Genomic DNA, 15,680 nt, shown 5'->3' with positions numbered 1-15,680 from the left:
TTTAATTAAGAGTATTTAAAAAAATTATATTTTAATGAGCCGCAGGCTGTGCCGCCTGTGCTACCGGTTTAGTGGTGTCCTGTGGTATAACTGCTGCGGCAGTGTCTTTAGCTGCAGTATCTGTAGCAGGAGCGCCTTCGCCGCCTTCAGCCGGTTTTTCCTGGCTTTCCTTAACAGCTGTGCCCAGTGTTTTCTGGTCTGCTATCCACTTGTCAAAATCAGCTTTCTCGTCAACTACAATTTTCATTTGCATGTTGTAGTGAGACGGGCCGCATATTTTGTTACAAAGCAGCAGGTAGTCAAATGTATAAGGCTCAAGTGCAGGTTTGCCATCGGCAACCAGTTCCTCGCTCTTTTTAGAACGTATATCGTTAATGTGCGCCACCTTGTTCATTATCTTCTGGTCTTCGCGCATTTCGGCTGTAGTAAGTGTAGGTATAAAGCTAAACTCTGTTACCATGCCCGGCACCACGTTCATCTGCGCACGGAAGTGTGGCATATAAGCAGAGTGCAGTACATCCTGAGAGCGGAACTTAAATATAACACGCTTGCCTTTTGGCAGGTGCAGCTCGCTTGCAGGGATATCATCGGCAGCGTGAGGGTCGGCCATATCAACACCCATGGTGTTTACGCCTTCAATATACCTTACGTTAGCCTTGCCCAGTACACCGTCTTTACCGGCATAACGCACTTCCCAACTAAACTGTTTGGCATATACCTCTACATACAGTGCATCTTCTTTATCTTCATCGGCCACAAACATAATGTTAGTCCATGCATATAGCCCGTAAAGGATAAGTACAGCAAGAACAATAACCGGGATTATGGTCCATACAAACTCAAGTTTGTCGTTATCGGCATAGTAATATGCCACATTGCCCTGCTTGCCCCTGTATTTAAAGCTAAAGTAGTGTAGCAGGAACTGGGTTAAAAACTGAACTGTAAATATAATCCAGAATGATATGGCAAGAAGGTTGTCATACTGCGGGCCGTGCTCAGAAGCCGGTGTGCCCAGTGCAAAGTGACCCCATTTAACAAGGCCCACTATGGTGAAGATGTAGATGAAGGCTACAAAAGCAAACATCAGCCATCCGTTTACATTATTATCCTTATCGGTAGCAACTTCGCTGTTTTCATTATAAACTGCGGCGCCAATCTTGGTAAGCTGGAATATCTTAGATAGCTGCCAGATGGCAACGCCCAATAAAATGATAACTGCAAATATCAATAAACCTGTCATTTGTTTATTTCTTTAAATATTAATAATGAAAATGCTTACTTTCCTCAATTAGCGGGTTGCGCTTGGCAAGCAGCGGCTGCTTGGTTAGCGTAGTAAATACTACAAAGATAAACAGGCCAAGGAAAAACAGTACAGCACCTATTTCGCCTGCGCCGATAAACCACTGGTCGCCCACGGTAGCCGGCATAATCATGTTATAGAAGTCAATGTAGTGGCCCGTAAGGATAATAATACCTGCAAGGGTTACAATCCATGAAAGGCGCTTAAAGTCGGTATTGATAAGTATAAGAACCGGGAACACAAAGTTAAGTGCCACCATGCCAAAGAACGGCAGGTTATAGTTTTCTATACGCATTTTAAAGTAAGTAACCTCTTCCGGTATATCAGCATACCACATTAGCATAAACTGAGAGAACCAAAGGTACGTCCAGAACACGCTTATACCAAACATAAACTTGGCAAGGTCGTGTATGTGGCTTGTGTTTACATACTCAAGGTAGCCCCTTGATTTAAGGTAAAGCGTTATAAGGGCAATTGTAGTGATGCCGCTTACAAAGAAGCTTGCAAACACATACCAGCCAAACAGGGTGCTGTACCAGTGCGGGTCAACCGACATGATCCAGTCCCAAGATGAGATAGATTCTGTTACAATAAAGAATACAAGGAATGCAGCGGCAGCTTTAAACGCTTTCTTGTAAGAAAGGTTATCTGTAGCCTCGTCTTGTGCAAGGGATAGCTTGCGAGAGTAGTAGCGGTAAAAAATCCAGCCACCCATAAACACAACAGCACGGATTAGGAAGAACGGCCCGTTAAGGAAACCTGTTTTACCCTGTATAAGGTGGTCATGGGCAACAACCTCAGGATCCATCCATATAAAGATGTGGTGTATTTGCAGCACACCTGCAACAAGAAGGGCAAGCACTATGGCAGCACCCCAAACCAGGTAGCCTGTTATACCTTCCATAACACGGAAAAGTACCGGAGACCATCCTGCCTGTGCAGCGTTTTGTATAGCGTAGAAAGCAAGTACGCCAAGTGATATCAAAAAGAAAAACAGCGCAGCAACATAAACGGCAGCCCATGGCTTGTTTTGCAGCTGGTGGAATACGTGCTCAGCGTGGTGGTCTGCATCGTGGGCAGCATGAGCCTCATGTCCTGCATGGGCATCGTGGCCTGCGTGTGCAGCCTCAGCGTGTGCATCGTGGTCATGGCCTTCGTGGCCGGCCTCTGCGGTAGCTGTAGCATGAACCGTGTCTGTTTCAGCCTTAATTTCAGCAGCACCCACACTGTCATGGGCAGTTGCAGCCACTTCGGCTTCTGTTTTTTCAACTACTACTGTTTCGGCATGTTCAGCGTGCGCATCATGGGCCGCTTCTGCATGGTGGGCATCATCATGGTGAGCATCGCCATGGGCTTCAGCGCCGTGGCCATGTGCATGTTCAGCCTCAATAATAGCCTTGGCATCGTCAAGGGTTTTCGGTGCAGTAAAAAAACTATAGCCTACGCCCAGGGCACCAAGCACCATAAGCACAAAGGCAAAAGTTTTTAATTTACTAGAAAATGTGTACATATTTATATGCTTTCTGTGTTCTACAATTTAAAATTTACTATTGGCCCTTAAGCTGCATAACATACTGGGCTACCTGCCAGCGTTCAGCCTGTGTAAGCTGGTTTGCGTGGCTACCCATCATGTTAAGTCCGTAAGTTTCTACATGGAAAACGCTTCCCACGGTAATTTGCCTTGCCTTATAATCGGGCACACCGGCAAACTTCTCACGCTTGGCAAGGTTTCCTTTGCCATCGCCTTTATCGCCGTGGCATATAGCGCAGTAAATGGTAAACAATTCTTTGGCTTTAGCCTCGTCATAAGCTCCTGCCTCTGCCGGTACCGGGTTAGCTTTAGAAGCCTCATACCCTTCCGGGGTGTTAGGAATTTCATACGGCACAAAGCCCCTTTTAATAGAGCCTGTGGCAGGCAGCTGGCCTTCTTTGCCGTTAGCAAAAGCATTAGACTCTGAATAAGTTTCATAACCTGCACTTTCATACATGTTAGGCATGTACTGGTAGTTAGGTTCCCTTGTATCAAAGCACGAGGCAAGTCCTGCCGAAACAGTAACTGCAAGTGCTATCTTATATATTGCTTTCATACGTCTTATTAATGCTTTTCAATTACTTTAACTTCAACGGCACCGGTTTGCTGAAAGAACGAAACAAGTTCGTTTTCATCTCCGTGTACAGGCACTTCCATTAAAAAGTGGTCGTCTGTAGTCCTTACGTCTGGGTTCTCAGCTTGTTTAAACGGCCATAGCCTGCTCCTCATATAAAAGGTTATTACCATTAAGTGAGCCGCAAAAAATACGGTCATTTCAAACATTACCGGCACAAAGGCAGGCATGTTCATATAGTAGGCAAAGCTTGGCTTACCACCTATATCCTGTGGCCAGTCTACAATCATGATGTAGTACATCATTGACGTGGCAACAGAAAGACCCACAAGCCCGTATATAAACGCGCATATTGCCAGCCTTGTAGGCGCCAGGCCCATTGCCTTATCAAGGCCGTGTACCGGGAATGGCGTAAAAACTTCTTCAATGTGATGATGAGCGGCGCGGGTTTTTTTAACCGCATCCATCAGGATATCATCGTCATTGTACAATACGTGTAATACTTTATTGCTCATGGATATTAATGATGGTTATGTTCTGAATGTGAATGATCGTCGTGTGCGTGTGCAGCATGAAGCTTCTTATACGTTTCGCTGCTTGTTTTCATGATAGATTTTACCTCGGCCTGTGCAATTACAGGGAAACTCCTTGAATAAAGCAGGAACAGCACGAAGAAGAAACCTATTGTACCAATATAGAAACCGGCATCTACCCATGTAGGCTGGAACATGGTCCATGATGACGGAAGGTAATCGCGGTGTAGTGATGTAACAATAATTACAAAACGCTCAAACCACATACCTACGTTTACTACAAGCGATATAACAAACGATACCGTAATGCTTGTACGTATCTTTTTAAACCACATTACCTGCGGAGAGATAACGTTACATGTCATCATCAACCAGTACGACCACCAGTAAGGGCCCGTAGCACGGTTAAGGAAGGCATACTGTTCGTATTCAACGCCCGAGTACCAGGCAACAAACAGCTCTGTTATATACGCCACACCCACAATAGAACCCGTAATCATGATTACTATGTTCATAAGTTCTATGTGCTGTATGGTAATGTAAGCTTCAAGGTTAGACACCTTCCTCATGATAATAAGTAGCGTGTTAACCATGGCGAAACCAGAGAAGATTGCACCGGCAACAAAGTACGGAGGAAGGATGGTGGTGTGCCAGCCCGGTATTACCGAGGTAGCAAAGTCAAACGATACAATGGTGTGTACCGAAAGTACAAGTGGCGTAGCAAGGCCTGCAAGTACAAGCGATACTTCTTCAAAACGCTGCCAGTCTTTAGCACGGCCACTCCAGCCAAAGCTCAGGATTGAGTAAACGCGTTTTGTAAAAGGTGTTATAGCCCTGTCGCGAAGCATTGCAAAGTCAGGAAGAAGGCCCGTCCACCAGAACACAAGCGATACCGAAAGATAGGTTGAAATCGCAAATACGTCCCAAAGTAGTGGTGAGTTAAAGTTTACCCATAGAGAGCCATACTGGTTAGGTATAGGCATTACATAAAATGCAAGCCATGGGCGGCCCATGTGGAATACAGGGAACATAGCTGCCTGTACTACCGAGAAAATGGTCATCGCTTCTGCAGAGCGGTTAATGGCCATCCTCCATTTTTGACGGAATAATAGCAGAACCGCCGAGATTAGTGTACCGGCGTGGCCAATACCTACCCACCAAACGAAGTTGGTAATATCCCAGGCCCAGCCTACTGTTTTATTTGATCCCCATGTACCGATACCGTGACCTACCGTATAGGCAACACTCGCCACGCCCCATAAAAAGGCGGTAAGCGATATGGCGAACGCAATCCACCACTGCTTATTTGCCCTGCCTTCTACCGGCCTTGCAACATCAACTGTTACATCGTGGTAATTTTTGTCACCTATAATTAAGGGTTTTCTAATGGGTGCTTCGTAATGAGACGACATAATACTTTTATGTTTGTTTCTTTATTAATACTTTTTTACTACTATGTATTCCTTACTTTAACGTGGTAGAATACATTAGGCTTGGTGCCAATGTGGTCAAGCAGGTGGTAAGCCCTGTCATCTTCCTTAAGCCTTGTGATAGGGTCTTCGGCATTGTTAACATCGCCAAATACCATAGCACCGCTTGAACATGCAGCACTACAAGCGCAAGCATCGTTAAACTCGTCTTTACCTACTACCCTGCCATCGCGCTTAGCCTGAAGGATAACCGCCTGGGTAGCCTGAATACAGAACGAACATTTTTCCATTACACCGCGAGAGCGCACCACCACATCCGGGTTAAGCACCATACGGCCAAGGTCGTCGTTCATGTTAAAGTCAAAGTCTTTGTTGTTGTTGTAAAGGAACCAGTTAAAACGGCGCACTTTGTAAGGACAGTTGTTTGCACAGTAACGGGTACCCACACAACGGTTGTAAGCCATGTGGTTCTGGCCCTGGCGGCCGTGAGATGTTGCAGCCACAGGGCATACAGTTTCACATGGTGCGTGGTTACAGTGCTGGCACATTACCGGCTGGAATACTACCTGAGGGTTCTCAGACGGGTCTTCCATACTGGTAAAGGTGTCGATAGAATTCATAAGGCCATGGGCCGCATCTTTCTTCTCAACATCACCTTTAAACGTTTCTTCAGATGAGTAGTACCTGTCAATACGCAGCCAGTGCATATCGCGGCTACGGCGAATTTCGCTCTTACCTACAACCGGTACGTTGTTCTCGGCGTGACATGCAATTACACACGCACCACAACCTGTACAGGCATTAAGGTCAATCGATAGGTTAAAGTGGTGGCCTGTACTCCTGTCAAACGATTCCCAAAGGTCAATCGAAGCAGCAGGAACCTCCTGGTGGTCATACGATACCTGTGGCATCTCATTCCACTCTGCCGGAGATTTAGCACCAAAGTCAGCCAGTGTAGTTTCTTTCACAATGTCGCCACGGCCCATAAGGGTTTTCTGAAGCTGTACACATGCAAACTCATGTTCGCCTGCCTGCTTGGTTAGCTTAACATTCTGGAAAGAATTAAAGTTATTATATAGTGTGTAGGCATTAACACCCACTACCATTTCAGCTTTCATGCCTTCTGCACGGCCATAGCCAAGTGCAAGGCCGGCAGTACCTTTAGCCTGGCCCGGTTGTATAATTACCGGAACATCTTTAAGCTCAACACCGTTAACCGTTACCGTAACAACGCTACCGTTAAGGCCACCGTTAGCTACGTTCCAGTTCTCAAGGCCAAGGGCTTCAGCATCAGCTTTAGATACTGTTATGTAGTTATCCCAAGACGTCCTTGTAATAGGGTCAGGGAATTCCTGTAGCCATGGGTTGTTAGCCTGCTGGCCGTCACCAAGGCCTGTTTTTGTGTAAAGCACAAGCTCAAGTGTGCCGTTAACCGCCTTAGCGCTTGCAAGTGTTGCAGCAGCACCGCTAAAATCAGCAGCACCTGTAGCCGTTGTTGGGGCCACCTCGCTAACAGCAACACCATCGTGCACCAGCTGGTTCCACGTTTTGCCTGCTACAGCAGTAGCGGCAACCGCTTTAAGGTAATCATAATATGGGGTAGTATTGCCACTCCATGAAAGAAGGGCATCCTGGAATTGCTTAGTATCAAACAGCGGACGGATGGTAGGCTGCGTTACAGCATAATATCCTTTTGCTACGCTAACATCTCCCCAAGACTCAAGGTAGTGAGGGGCAGCAGCAGCAACTGTAGTGTGCTTGGCCGTTTCATCATTCCTTAGTGTGAATGATACAGAAAGTTTAACTTTCTTAAGGACTTCAGCAAACTCAGCACCGTTTGGAAGTGTGTAAACCGGGTTTACGTTGTTTAGGATTAGCGTGTGAACCGCACCGGCTTTCATATCAGCTACAAGCTGCTTAACCGCTTTGGCATCGCCTTTACGCACATAGCGTGGCGCACCCGGGTTGAAAGCCTCAGAAGCAAGCTTCTGGTTGATGGCAAATGCAAGAAGCTGCGCATTTACATCATCAAGGCCGGTTACAAACACACCGCGGGTACCTGCTTTAGAAAGCTGCTCAGCGGCTTTTATAACTTCCTGCTCATACGCCTTGTTTACAGCAGGCACAGGAACACTTGAACCGGTTACAATATTAAATATTTTAACTACAGCATATTTTTGCTCGGTTACCGTAAGCGGTATACGCTTATCAGCATTAGCACCAGAAAGGGTCATGTTAGACTCTATCTGTATATGCTTAGACATATACGTTTTAGTTGCAGTCTTTTTAGGGATACGGTTTTGGGCATAGCCACCGTCAAATCCGCCACCCTGCCAGTCGCCAAGGAAATCAGCACCTACAGCAAGGATAACATCAGCCTTACCGAAATCATAATCAGCAAGGGCCCTTTCGCCATACACCTGCTGGTACGCGTCAAGCGCTTCAGAAGACGATACGGCATCATATACAACATGCTTAAAGTTAGCGCCGTATTTGGCACCAAACTCAGCAATTAGTTTTTCAGTAGACGGGCTGGCAACAGTACCGGTAAGTACCACTACCTGGCCACCACCCGCAGCAGCTTCGGCAAGGCCTTTAGCTACTTTAGCATCAACCGTTGTCCATGTAGCAGGCTTGCTGTCTACAAGGGGTTGCTTAAGGCGCAGGCTGTCATAAAGTGAAAGTACCGATGCGTGCACACGGCCGTTAGCCGAGAACTTAGCACCTGCAAGCTTGTTAGCCTCTACTTTAATAGGACGGCCCTCGCGGGTTTTTACAAGAATGTTGGCAAAGTCGAAACCATCTGCCATTGTGGTTGCATAGTAATCCCACACACCCGGAATGATTTCCTCCGGCTGTACCACATAAGGGATAGATTTTATAACGGGGCCCTGACATGCAGCAAGAGATGCAGCTGCAGTACTGAAGCCTACAAATTTCAAAAAGTCACGACGGCTTGTAGATGAATTTGACAAAGCTTCTTTGTCGCCAAGGAATTCGTCAACAGGAATTTCTTCTGCAAACTCGTTATTTCTCAGCGTCTCAACAATGGGGCTGTTTTCATTCAGCTCCTCAACACTTTGCCAGTATTTTTTGTTTGATGCCATGGTTTTATATAGATATTAGCTTCTTAGTAAATTGATTAATAGTGACATTTTCCACACTCTGTAGCACCCATATCGGCCGCTGTAAGCTTCTGCTTGCCAAACTTCTTAGCCAGCTCATCGTGGATTTTTGTGTAGTAGGCATTACCCTCAACCTTAACATCAGTTTCACGGTGACAGTTAACACACCAGCCCATTGTTAGCGGAGAGAACTGCTTCATTACTTCAAATGTTTCAACAGGGCCGTGGCACTTTTGGCACTCTACACCTGCAACGCTTACGTGCTGAGAGTGGTTGAAGTAAACAAAGTCAGGAAGGTTGTGTATCCTTACCCATTTAACCGGGGCAGTTTTGCCTGTATATTTTTGCGTAGCACCATCCCAGCCTACAGCAGTGTATAGTTTTTTGATTTCGCCGGTGTAGAATTCTTTAGAGTGGTCGTAAACCGAATCTTTATCACCTGCAAATTCTGCAATGTTTTTGTGGCAGTTCATACACACGTTAAGAGAAGGGATACCTGAGTTTTTACTTACCCTTGCAGCAGAGTGACAGTATTTACAGTCAATACCGTTATCACCCGCGTGAATTTTGTGAGAGAAGTGGATAGGCTGTACCGGCTGGTAGTTTTGGTCTACACCCACCTGCATTAGCCACCCGTAAAGGTAGTATGAAGAAGCAAGCAGCAACAGAATAGCCGTTACAAGCACAAGGAACTGGTTTTTAGCATACGCTTTCCAAACCGAAACACCCGGCTCTTTAACAGGCACTACAACACCGTTTGCAGCAGCAACCCTTTTAAGGGTGCGGTTTACAAGAACCAGCATTACAATAAGTACCGCAAGCACAAGGATAAGCGCACCAAGGATAATGGTTTCAGAAACACCAGAACCAGAAGCAGAAGCAACAGGCCCAGGCTTATTCTCAACCACAGGGGCAGGAGCACTTGTGTAAGCAAGTATGTTATCAATGTCAGCCTCGCTCAACTGAGGGAAAGCCGTCATTGTTACTTTATTGTTTTCATTAAACAGCTTTACAGCCGCAGCATCGCCAGATTTGATCATCTCGCTGCTGTTATGAATCCACTTGTAAAGCCATTGCTTATCGTGCTTTTCAGCAACACCCCTAAGCTTAGGGCCGGTAGAGGCTGCATCAAGTTTGTGGCACGAAGCACAGTTAGCGTTAAACAATTCTTTACCCTTTACCGGATCTCCGGCCGCTGCAGGAGCAGCAGCTTCGGCAGCAGGGGCAGCAGCCGCGGGAGCGGCAGCAGGTGCATCCTGCGCAAATGATGGTAGGGAAAAAGTTAGCGAAACCGCCAGGCAAAACAGTAAAATTCTTGAAATCGAAGTATGGTTACCCACTTTTTTCATATTATAGATGATTATCGACAGTATTTTTGGCACAGTTTTTAATGGTATTTTAAAGATACTATGCACTTTTAAAAAAACTTTAGCAAAAATACGACTTAAGGGCAATTCTCAAACCTTAAATAAATGTTAGTGGTTAATTTATAACAATTCTAAATAAATTGCATTTACCCCACAAATATAGATATGTCGTACATTTGTTTTAAAGATACTTAAGTATGAGAATTTTAAAATTAAGCACCACACTGGGTGTCACGCTTTTTGCCATTTTGGCAGCAGCAAAAACCCAGGCACAAACCGTAACGCAAGACCCAAAATTTGAGGAATTGCTCAATGACAAGCGCAAGATAAGCTCGCAGATTACCCTGAACGACAAATACAAGGTACAAATATTTTATGGCGACAACGAAAAGGCCCGCAAAACCATGCAGGAATTTAAAAAAGCCTTTCCGGAAACCGATGGCACCATAATATTTGAAAGCCCTACCTATAAAGTACTGGTAGGCAGCTACGCCAGCCGCATAGATGCCGAAAGGGCGCTTGAGGAAATACACAAAAAATACCCGTATGCCCTTGTGGTACAACCCAACAAGTAAGCACTACACAATAAAAAAAAGTCCCGCTGTATGGCGGGACTTTCTATTTTACAACGGTTCTTCTTACTGGAAATCAGTAGCAGAAACACCTTCGTTTATTTTAGCCTCTTTAACCGTAAGGTCAAGCTCAAGTCCTATATTCATTATTACATGGTGCGGCACTTTTACACCCTTCACCTCTTTGTAGTCAGAATAATAAGTAGTGCTTACCTGCTTTTCAGCACCTGCGCCCTCTTCATGGGCCTCCCCTATTTTAAGGCCGGTTGCAACATCATAATAGTAGCTACCGGTTCCTTTCTTAACCACATAAGCATCGGTTCCGTTTACAGCCTCAATACCTGTTAGCTTAACAGCAGCATCGGTAAGGAAACCAAGCTCCTCAAACGGCACAGCGCTTGCCTGAAGCTCTTTTAGCTCATCGCCGGTAACTTCTTCTTTACCTGCCTGCCCATTTCTGTAGCCTGCCTTATCATTAACCACCTGCTTGTACACCGAGCCATAACCTTCAATAGTCATATCTACCAGCTGCTTATGGTCTGCCACTTTCATAGTAAACACAATAGGGGCCGGTATCTGCGCCGACTTACCGGTTGACTTAGTATAAATAGACTTAACTGCCTTAACCGCTTTTTCACCACCAATAGCCTTTATATAGTTATCAAGAACCGTTTTGGCCGTTACACCCGCAGGTATAGGCTTGCTGGTTACCGGTTTTTCGGCAGCCTTACCCCACTTATCAAAGTAGTTGATAGGAATACCCGTTTTCTCAAGGCCCGGAAGCACATCGGCCGCCTTGCCCACTACAACAATACGTGCGTTGTCTACAAAGAAGAATTTCTGGGCAGCAGCCCTTATATCTTCTGCCGTAACCGCATTGATATTCTTAATGTAATTTTCATAAAAATCAGCAGCAAGCGCCTGTGTTTGTGTTAGCAGTGCATAACGCGCTACAGTAGCCGGCTTTTGAATTTGCATTACAAAGCTACCTATATATTTAGCCTTTGCATTTTCAAGGTCTTCCGGCGATACAAGGTTTGTCCTTATATTTTTGATTTCGTTAAGCATTTCTACAATAGCACTATCAGTAACCGCATTCCTTACAGAAGCCGTTGCACCAAAGTTGCCCACATACTTATCACCACCTATAGACGAGTACGATCCATACGTCCAGCCGTGTTTTTCCCTAAGGTTAAGGAAAAGCTTACCGCCGCCGCCGCCAAGTATCTGGTTACCTATAATAGTAGCAAAATACTCTTTATCGGTCATTTTAAGATTGGTAACATTAAGCACACTGATTTCGCTTTGTACAGCATTTGGCATATCTACAAAGTTAATTTGCGTGTATTGCACATCTTTAGGGTCGCTGTAGGCAATGCTTGGCGCCTTGCCGGCAGTCCAGTTGCCAAACAGTTTAGTAACCTGCTTTTTAACATCTTTAAACTTTACGTCGCCCACCACAACAAGATATGCGTTGCCCGGAACGAAATAAGTATCATAGTTTTGCTTTACATCAGCCAGGGTAACGTTGTTAAGCGTTTCTTCGCTCAGGTATTCACCATTAGGGTGGTTTTTACCATACACAAGGTTGTTTTTTACCCTGCGGGCAATGCTTGGCACGTTTTTCTCATTGCTTTTAAGATCTTCTACAATAAGGTTCTTTTGCTTATCAAACTCCTCCTGCGTAAACACCGGGTAAAGCGCCGCTTCGGCCATAAGCTCTAAAATCCTGCCGCTGTACTTGCTAAGGCCGTTTGCAGCAGCACCGCTACCCCACACATTAACATCGGCACCCAGCTGGTCTACCTCTTCGTTAAACTTGTCTTTAGGCATGTTTTTAGAACCCGTACCCATAAGGGCGCTGGTCATGTTAGCCACACCTTTTTTATTACCCTCTGCATAAGGGGCGTTATCCATAGTAAGGCTGTAAGACACCCTTGGCAGCTTGTGGTTTTCTACCACCATTACCGTTAGGCCGTTAGGCAGGGTAAAGGTTTCTGGCTTACCTACGTTTATCTTGGGTGCCGGGCCGGGTTTAGGCATAGGTATTACCTGGGCCTGGGCTACATTTGCAGTAAGCGCCAATCCGGCTAACAGATATAGTATTTTCTTCATGATGTTGTATTCTTAGTTTTCAGCTTTTTCTTGAGCAGGTAAATAATCTAAAATCAGTCGTTGGTTAGGCTTAAGATATTTGTTAGCCACCGCCTTAATGTCTTCCCTTGTTATTTTACGGTAAATATCAATTTCCGTATTAATAAGGTTAACATCGCCATACAGCATGTAGTACGTAGCAAGGTTTTCGGCCACACCGTCTACACTGGCATTCTGGCTTACATAGCGGCTCTCAACCTGGTTCATAAGCTTCTGGAACTCTTTTTCAGATACAAGCTCTGTTTGCAGCTTTACAATTTCGTCATCAATTTCTTTTTGTATTTGCTGGGTGGTAAAGCCCGCCATAGGTATACCATATACAAAATACAAACCGTAGTCTTCCTGGCTGTAGTTAAACGCACCTACCTGCATAGCCATTTTCTTGTCATCTACAATTTTCTTGTACATGCGCGAACTCTTACCATCGCTAAGTATAGACGAAATAAGGTCAAGCACGCGGGCATCTTTAGTAGTCATGGCCGGGGTGCGGTATGCTTCAACAATCATAGGCGTTTGCACGTTAGGGTCTTCATAGCTTGCGTGGAATTCCTGTGTTATAGGCGCTTCCTCATATTTTTTACGCACAACAGGCTCGCCTTTTTTAATTACGCCAAAATATTGTTCAACCCATTTTTTGGTTTGTTTGGTATCTATATCGCCCGCTACAACAAGCACAGCATTGTTAGGCACATAGAATTTTTTGTTGAACGCCAAAAACTCCTCAAGCGTGGCAGCATCAAGGTGCTCCATAGACCCGATGGTAGCCCAGCGGTAGGGGTGCACCTTAAACATATTCTTTTTTACTTCGGCAAAAAGGTTACCATAAGGCTGGTTGTCTACACGCATCCTTTTCTCCTCTTTTACCACTTCATTCTGGGTATCTACACCTATCTGGTTAATAACAGGGTGCAATAGCCTTTCGCTTTCCATCCACAGGCCCAGCTCGGTATTATTGCTCGGGAAAAGCTCATAATAATAGGTGCGGTCATCGGTAGTGTTAGCGTTTCCGGTACCGCCATGTGCCGCCTGGATTTTATCCCACTGGCCTCTCTCAATATTCTCTGTACCTTCAAAAAGCAGGTGTTCAAAAAAGTGCGCAAAGCCGGTCCTTTCCGGGTTTTCATCCTTAGCCCCAACATGATACATTACGGCCGTAACCACAACCGGTGCGCTTTTATCCTGGTGCAGGATAACATGCAGCCCATTGCTTAAGTCAAATTCTTCAAACTCTACCTTTTGGGCATGGGCAGCGCCAAGCACCAAAAGAGAACCTAAAGCCATTATGGATTTTTTCATAAATGTTATTGATTATGTATTTTAAAAATTCGTGTGCAATTTCGATATTTTGTTACAAAGGTGTAAGCTATTTTTTGTGATTTTGCACAAAAACAGCCTTTTAACATTACCAAAGCTATATTTTTTCAGGAGCCCGTTGCCTGATAAATAATAAGTTGTATATTTGCAGCCTTAAAAATTAATTAAACCTAATTGTTATGTACGCAATCGTAGAGATAGCAGGGCAGCAATTCAAAGTTAGCAAAGACCAAAAGGTTTATGTTCACCGTCTTGAAGGCAATGAGGGAGACGCGGTTTCATTCGCAAAAGTTCTTCTTCTTGACGATAACGGAAGCATTACCCTTGGCGCCCCGGCTATAGATGGTGCTCTTGTAGAGGCCAAAGTGCTTCAGCACCTTAAAGGAGACAAAGTTATTGTTTTCAAAAAGAAACGTAGGAAAGGCTACAAAGTAAAGAATGGCCACCGCCAGTCTCTTACCCAAATTCAGATTACAGGCATTACAGGTGCAGGTAAAAAGAAAGCCACTAAAAAAGAGGCTGCTGAAAGCGCAGAATAATTACTAACAATTTTAAAACCAAAACATCATGGCTCACAAGAAAGGTGTAGGTAGTTCTAAGAACGGTAGGGAATCAGAATCGAAACGTCTTGGCGTTAAGATTTTTGGCGGCCAGGCTGCTATTGCCGGTAACATTATTGTTAGGCAAAGAGGTTCTAAGCACAATCCAGGCGAAAATGTTTACATGGGTAAAGACCACACACTACACGCTAAGGTAGACGGTGTTGTTAAATTTCAAAAGAAAGGCGACAACAAATCCTTTGTATCTATAGTTCCGTTTGAAGCTTAAGACTCAAGATTTTTAGCTGAACCCCAGGTTGGTTTAGCCCCTATATAAAAAAGGCGGTAAGTTTTACTTATCGCCTTTTTTAATGCCTTTTCTCTACAGGAAGCAGGTGCGCCGTTAAATAATAGCTTAAATCTTTTGTAAACTGCGCCTGTAGCACATTAAAGCCACCTGAATCATAGCATTCATCATTTTGTTCTTCCCCCGGCGTAGGGCTCCACCTAATATCATCCAGACTACCATCCTCATTATATTCAGCCGCAATTATTCTGGGATAACCCCACTCCTCGCTATAATCATCATAATTATAAAAATACTTAGTAGTTCTTTTAAAGAGCGGTTTAAGGGTAGCCTTATCAAGAGGCTGTATGCAAATTGTATTGCCATACATATCGCGCACTACATCTCCAACAGAAACCAACTCCCCTTTCACATAATACCTGCCACGCTCAATCACTAAACCCTGCACCTCTTCCATTCTTTCCCTAACCGAAACACCTTCAACATACAGCTTTGCAATTTCAGCCTCATTTTCGCCGGGTTCTAAGTAATAATCAATACCATCAACCCTACCTTCAAGCACCGTGTAAATTCTTTTAGGCAAACCTGTAGCCTCATCAACATAACAAACCAGGTACTCATCAAGCAGCTCCGCCTTTTCTTTCGGAATCACAAAATTTGAGAAGTAATTGCGGTATTCGATTTTCATTTTTTTTACCGAAAATAACAAAAATACCCTGAAAATCAAAACGGTATAAAAACAAAAAACCTCCCGTATTTGGGAGGTTTCCGTTGGTCTACTAGGACTCGAACCTAGAATGACTGAACCAAAATCAGTAGTGTTACCATTACACCATAGACCAGTTATTTGCTCATTGCGGGTGCAAATGTAGCACTATTTTTTAGTTTCGCAAACTTTACCCCAAAAAATATGAAAAAAACTTTTTTAACGTTG

General features: G+C 44.6%; 13 protein-coding genes and 1 tRNA gene. 3 read left to right on the top strand and 11 right to left on the bottom strand.

The window, feature by feature from the left end; genetic code table 11:
• Window positions 1–31 precede the first annotated feature (31 nt).
• From AM279_RS17685 to AM279_RS17655, 7 genes are read right to left on the bottom strand one after another with little or no spacing between them, the layout of a single operon-like run.
• Window positions 32–1,240, bottom strand: a complete 1,209-nt coding sequence (locus AM279_RS17685; protein ID WP_054409379.1) for a cytochrome c oxidase subunit II — start codon at window positions 1,238–1,240, stop codon at window positions 32–34.
• A 19-nt stretch (window positions 1,241–1,259) separates the two neighbouring features.
• Complete coding sequence (locus AM279_RS17680) at window positions 1,260–2,810, bottom strand: hypothetical protein (RefSeq protein ID WP_054409378.1); 1,551 nt, start codon at window positions 2,808–2,810, stop codon at window positions 1,260–1,262.
• A 37-nt stretch (window positions 2,811–2,847) separates the two neighbouring features.
• Window positions 2,848–3,387, bottom strand: a complete 540-nt coding sequence (locus AM279_RS17675) for a c-type cytochrome (protein ID WP_054409377.1) — start codon at window positions 3,385–3,387, stop codon at window positions 2,848–2,850.
• Between the two features lie 8 nt (window positions 3,388–3,395).
• Window positions 3,396–3,920, bottom strand: coding sequence for a DUF3341 domain-containing protein (locus AM279_RS17670; RefSeq protein WP_054409376.1), 525 nt, complete (start codon window positions 3,918–3,920; stop codon window positions 3,396–3,398).
• A 5-nt stretch (window positions 3,921–3,925) separates the two neighbouring features.
• On the bottom strand, window positions 3,926–5,350 hold the full coding sequence (gene nrfD, locus AM279_RS17665; protein ID WP_054409375.1) for an NrfD/PsrC family molybdoenzyme membrane anchor subunit: 1,425 nt from the start codon (window positions 5,348–5,350) through the stop codon (window positions 3,926–3,928).
• Between the two features lie 41 nt (window positions 5,351–5,391).
• On the bottom strand, window positions 5,392–8,475 hold the full coding sequence (locus AM279_RS17660) for a TAT-variant-translocated molybdopterin oxidoreductase (protein ID WP_054409374.1): 3,084 nt from the start codon (window positions 8,473–8,475) through the stop codon (window positions 5,392–5,394).
• Window positions 8,476–8,510: 35 nt separating this feature from the next.
• Window positions 8,511–9,842 (bottom strand): cytochrome c3 family protein, encoded by a 1,332-nt coding sequence (locus AM279_RS17655; protein WP_054409373.1) that lies wholly within the window; start codon window positions 9,840–9,842, stop codon window positions 8,511–8,513.
• A 215-nt stretch (window positions 9,843–10,057) separates the two neighbouring features.
• On the opposite strand from AM279_RS17655, the gene AM279_RS17650 reads away from it, so the two are divergent.
• Window positions 10,058–10,435 (top strand): SPOR domain-containing protein, encoded by a 378-nt coding sequence (locus AM279_RS17650; protein WP_054409372.1) that lies wholly within the window; start codon window positions 10,058–10,060, stop codon window positions 10,433–10,435.
• A 63-nt stretch (window positions 10,436–10,498) separates the two neighbouring features.
• Here the strand turns inward: AM279_RS17650 and AM279_RS17645 are convergent, their stop codons facing one another.
• Together AM279_RS17645 and AM279_RS17640 are read right to left on the bottom strand one after the other, a co-directional pair.
• Window positions 10,499–12,547 (bottom strand): insulinase family protein, encoded by a 2,049-nt coding sequence (locus AM279_RS17645; protein ID WP_054409371.1) that lies wholly within the window; start codon window positions 12,545–12,547, stop codon window positions 10,499–10,501.
• A 12-nt stretch (window positions 12,548–12,559) separates the two neighbouring features.
• The gene (locus tag AM279_RS17640) at window positions 12,560–13,882 is read right to left on the bottom strand and encodes a M16 family metallopeptidase (protein WP_054409370.1); all 1,323 of its coding nucleotides are present in this window, start codon (window positions 13,880–13,882) and stop codon (window positions 12,560–12,562) included.
• A 197-nt stretch (window positions 13,883–14,079) separates the two neighbouring features.
• Here AM279_RS17640 and rplU point away from each other — a divergent pair, with 197 nt between their 5' ends.
• Window positions 14,080–14,439 (top strand): 50S ribosomal protein L21, encoded by a 360-nt coding sequence (gene rplU, locus AM279_RS17635; RefSeq protein WP_054409369.1) that lies wholly within the window; start codon window positions 14,080–14,082, stop codon window positions 14,437–14,439.
• Window positions 14,440–14,467: 28 nt separating this feature from the next.
• The gene (rpmA, locus tag AM279_RS17630; protein WP_054409368.1) at window positions 14,468–14,728 is read left to right on the top strand and encodes a 50S ribosomal protein L27; all 261 of its coding nucleotides are present in this window, start codon (window positions 14,468–14,470) and stop codon (window positions 14,726–14,728) included.
• Window positions 14,729–14,807: 79 nt separating this feature from the next.
• Here rpmA and AM279_RS17625 read toward each other — a convergent pair whose 3' ends face one another.
• Both AM279_RS17625 and AM279_RS17620 read right to left on the bottom strand, forming a co-directional pair.
• On the bottom strand, window positions 14,808–15,434 hold the full coding sequence (locus tag AM279_RS17625; protein ID WP_054409367.1) for a hypothetical protein: 627 nt from the start codon (window positions 15,432–15,434) through the stop codon (window positions 14,808–14,810).
• Window positions 15,435–15,517: 83 nt separating this feature from the next.
• Window positions 15,518–15,588: transfer RNA gene (locus AM279_RS17620), tRNA-Gln, on the bottom strand.
• Between the last annotated feature and the right edge of the window lie 92 nt (window positions 15,589–15,680).

Origin of the sequence: Flavobacterium akiainvivens (assembly GCF_001278115.1) — a bacterium.
Taxonomy (GTDB): domain Bacteria; phylum Bacteroidota; class Bacteroidia; order Flavobacteriales; family Flavobacteriaceae; genus Flavobacterium; species Flavobacterium akiainvivens.
This window is presented reverse-complemented; position numbering and strand designations above follow the sequence as displayed.

Excerpts from the sequence above, each read along its gene's own strand:
- AM279_RS17685 (WP_054409379.1), bottom strand. The coding sequence starts at position 1,240 with ATGACAGGTTTATTGATATTTGCAGTTATCATTTTATTGGGCGTTGCC.
- AM279_RS17680 (WP_054409378.1), bottom strand. The coding sequence starts at position 2,810 with ATGTACACATTTTCTAGTAAATTAAAAACTTTTGCCTTTGTGCTTATG.
- AM279_RS17675 (WP_054409377.1), bottom strand. The coding sequence starts at position 3,387 with ATGAAAGCAATATATAAGATAGCACTTGCAGTTACTGTTTCGGCAGGA.
- AM279_RS17670 (WP_054409376.1), bottom strand. The coding sequence starts at position 3,920 with ATGAGCAATAAAGTATTACACGTATTGTACAATGACGATGATATCCTG.
- nrfD (WP_054409375.1), bottom strand. The coding sequence starts at position 5,350 with ATGTCGTCTCATTACGAAGCACCCATTAGAAAACCCTTAATTATAGGT.
- AM279_RS17660 (WP_054409374.1), bottom strand. The coding sequence starts at position 8,475 with ATGGCATCAAACAAAAAATACTGGCAAAGTGTTGAGGAGCTGAATGAA.
- AM279_RS17655 (WP_054409373.1), bottom strand. The coding sequence starts at position 9,842 with ATGAAAAAAGTGGGTAACCATACTTCGATTTCAAGAATTTTACTGTTT.
- AM279_RS17650 (WP_054409372.1), top strand. The coding sequence starts at position 10,058 with ATGAGAATTTTAAAATTAAGCACCACACTGGGTGTCACGCTTTTTGCC.
- AM279_RS17645 (WP_054409371.1), bottom strand. The coding sequence starts at position 12,547 with ATGAAGAAAATACTATATCTGTTAGCCGGATTGGCGCTTACTGCAAAT.
- AM279_RS17640 (WP_054409370.1), bottom strand. The coding sequence starts at position 13,882 with ATGAAAAAATCCATAATGGCTTTAGGTTCTCTTTTGGTGCTTGGCGCT.
- rplU (WP_054409369.1), top strand. The coding sequence starts at position 14,080 with ATGTACGCAATCGTAGAGATAGCAGGGCAGCAATTCAAAGTTAGCAAA.
- rpmA (WP_054409368.1), top strand. The coding sequence starts at position 14,468 with ATGGCTCACAAGAAAGGTGTAGGTAGTTCTAAGAACGGTAGGGAATCA.
- AM279_RS17625 (WP_054409367.1), bottom strand. The coding sequence starts at position 15,434 with ATGAAAATCGAATACCGCAATTACTTCTCAAATTTTGTGATTCCGAAA.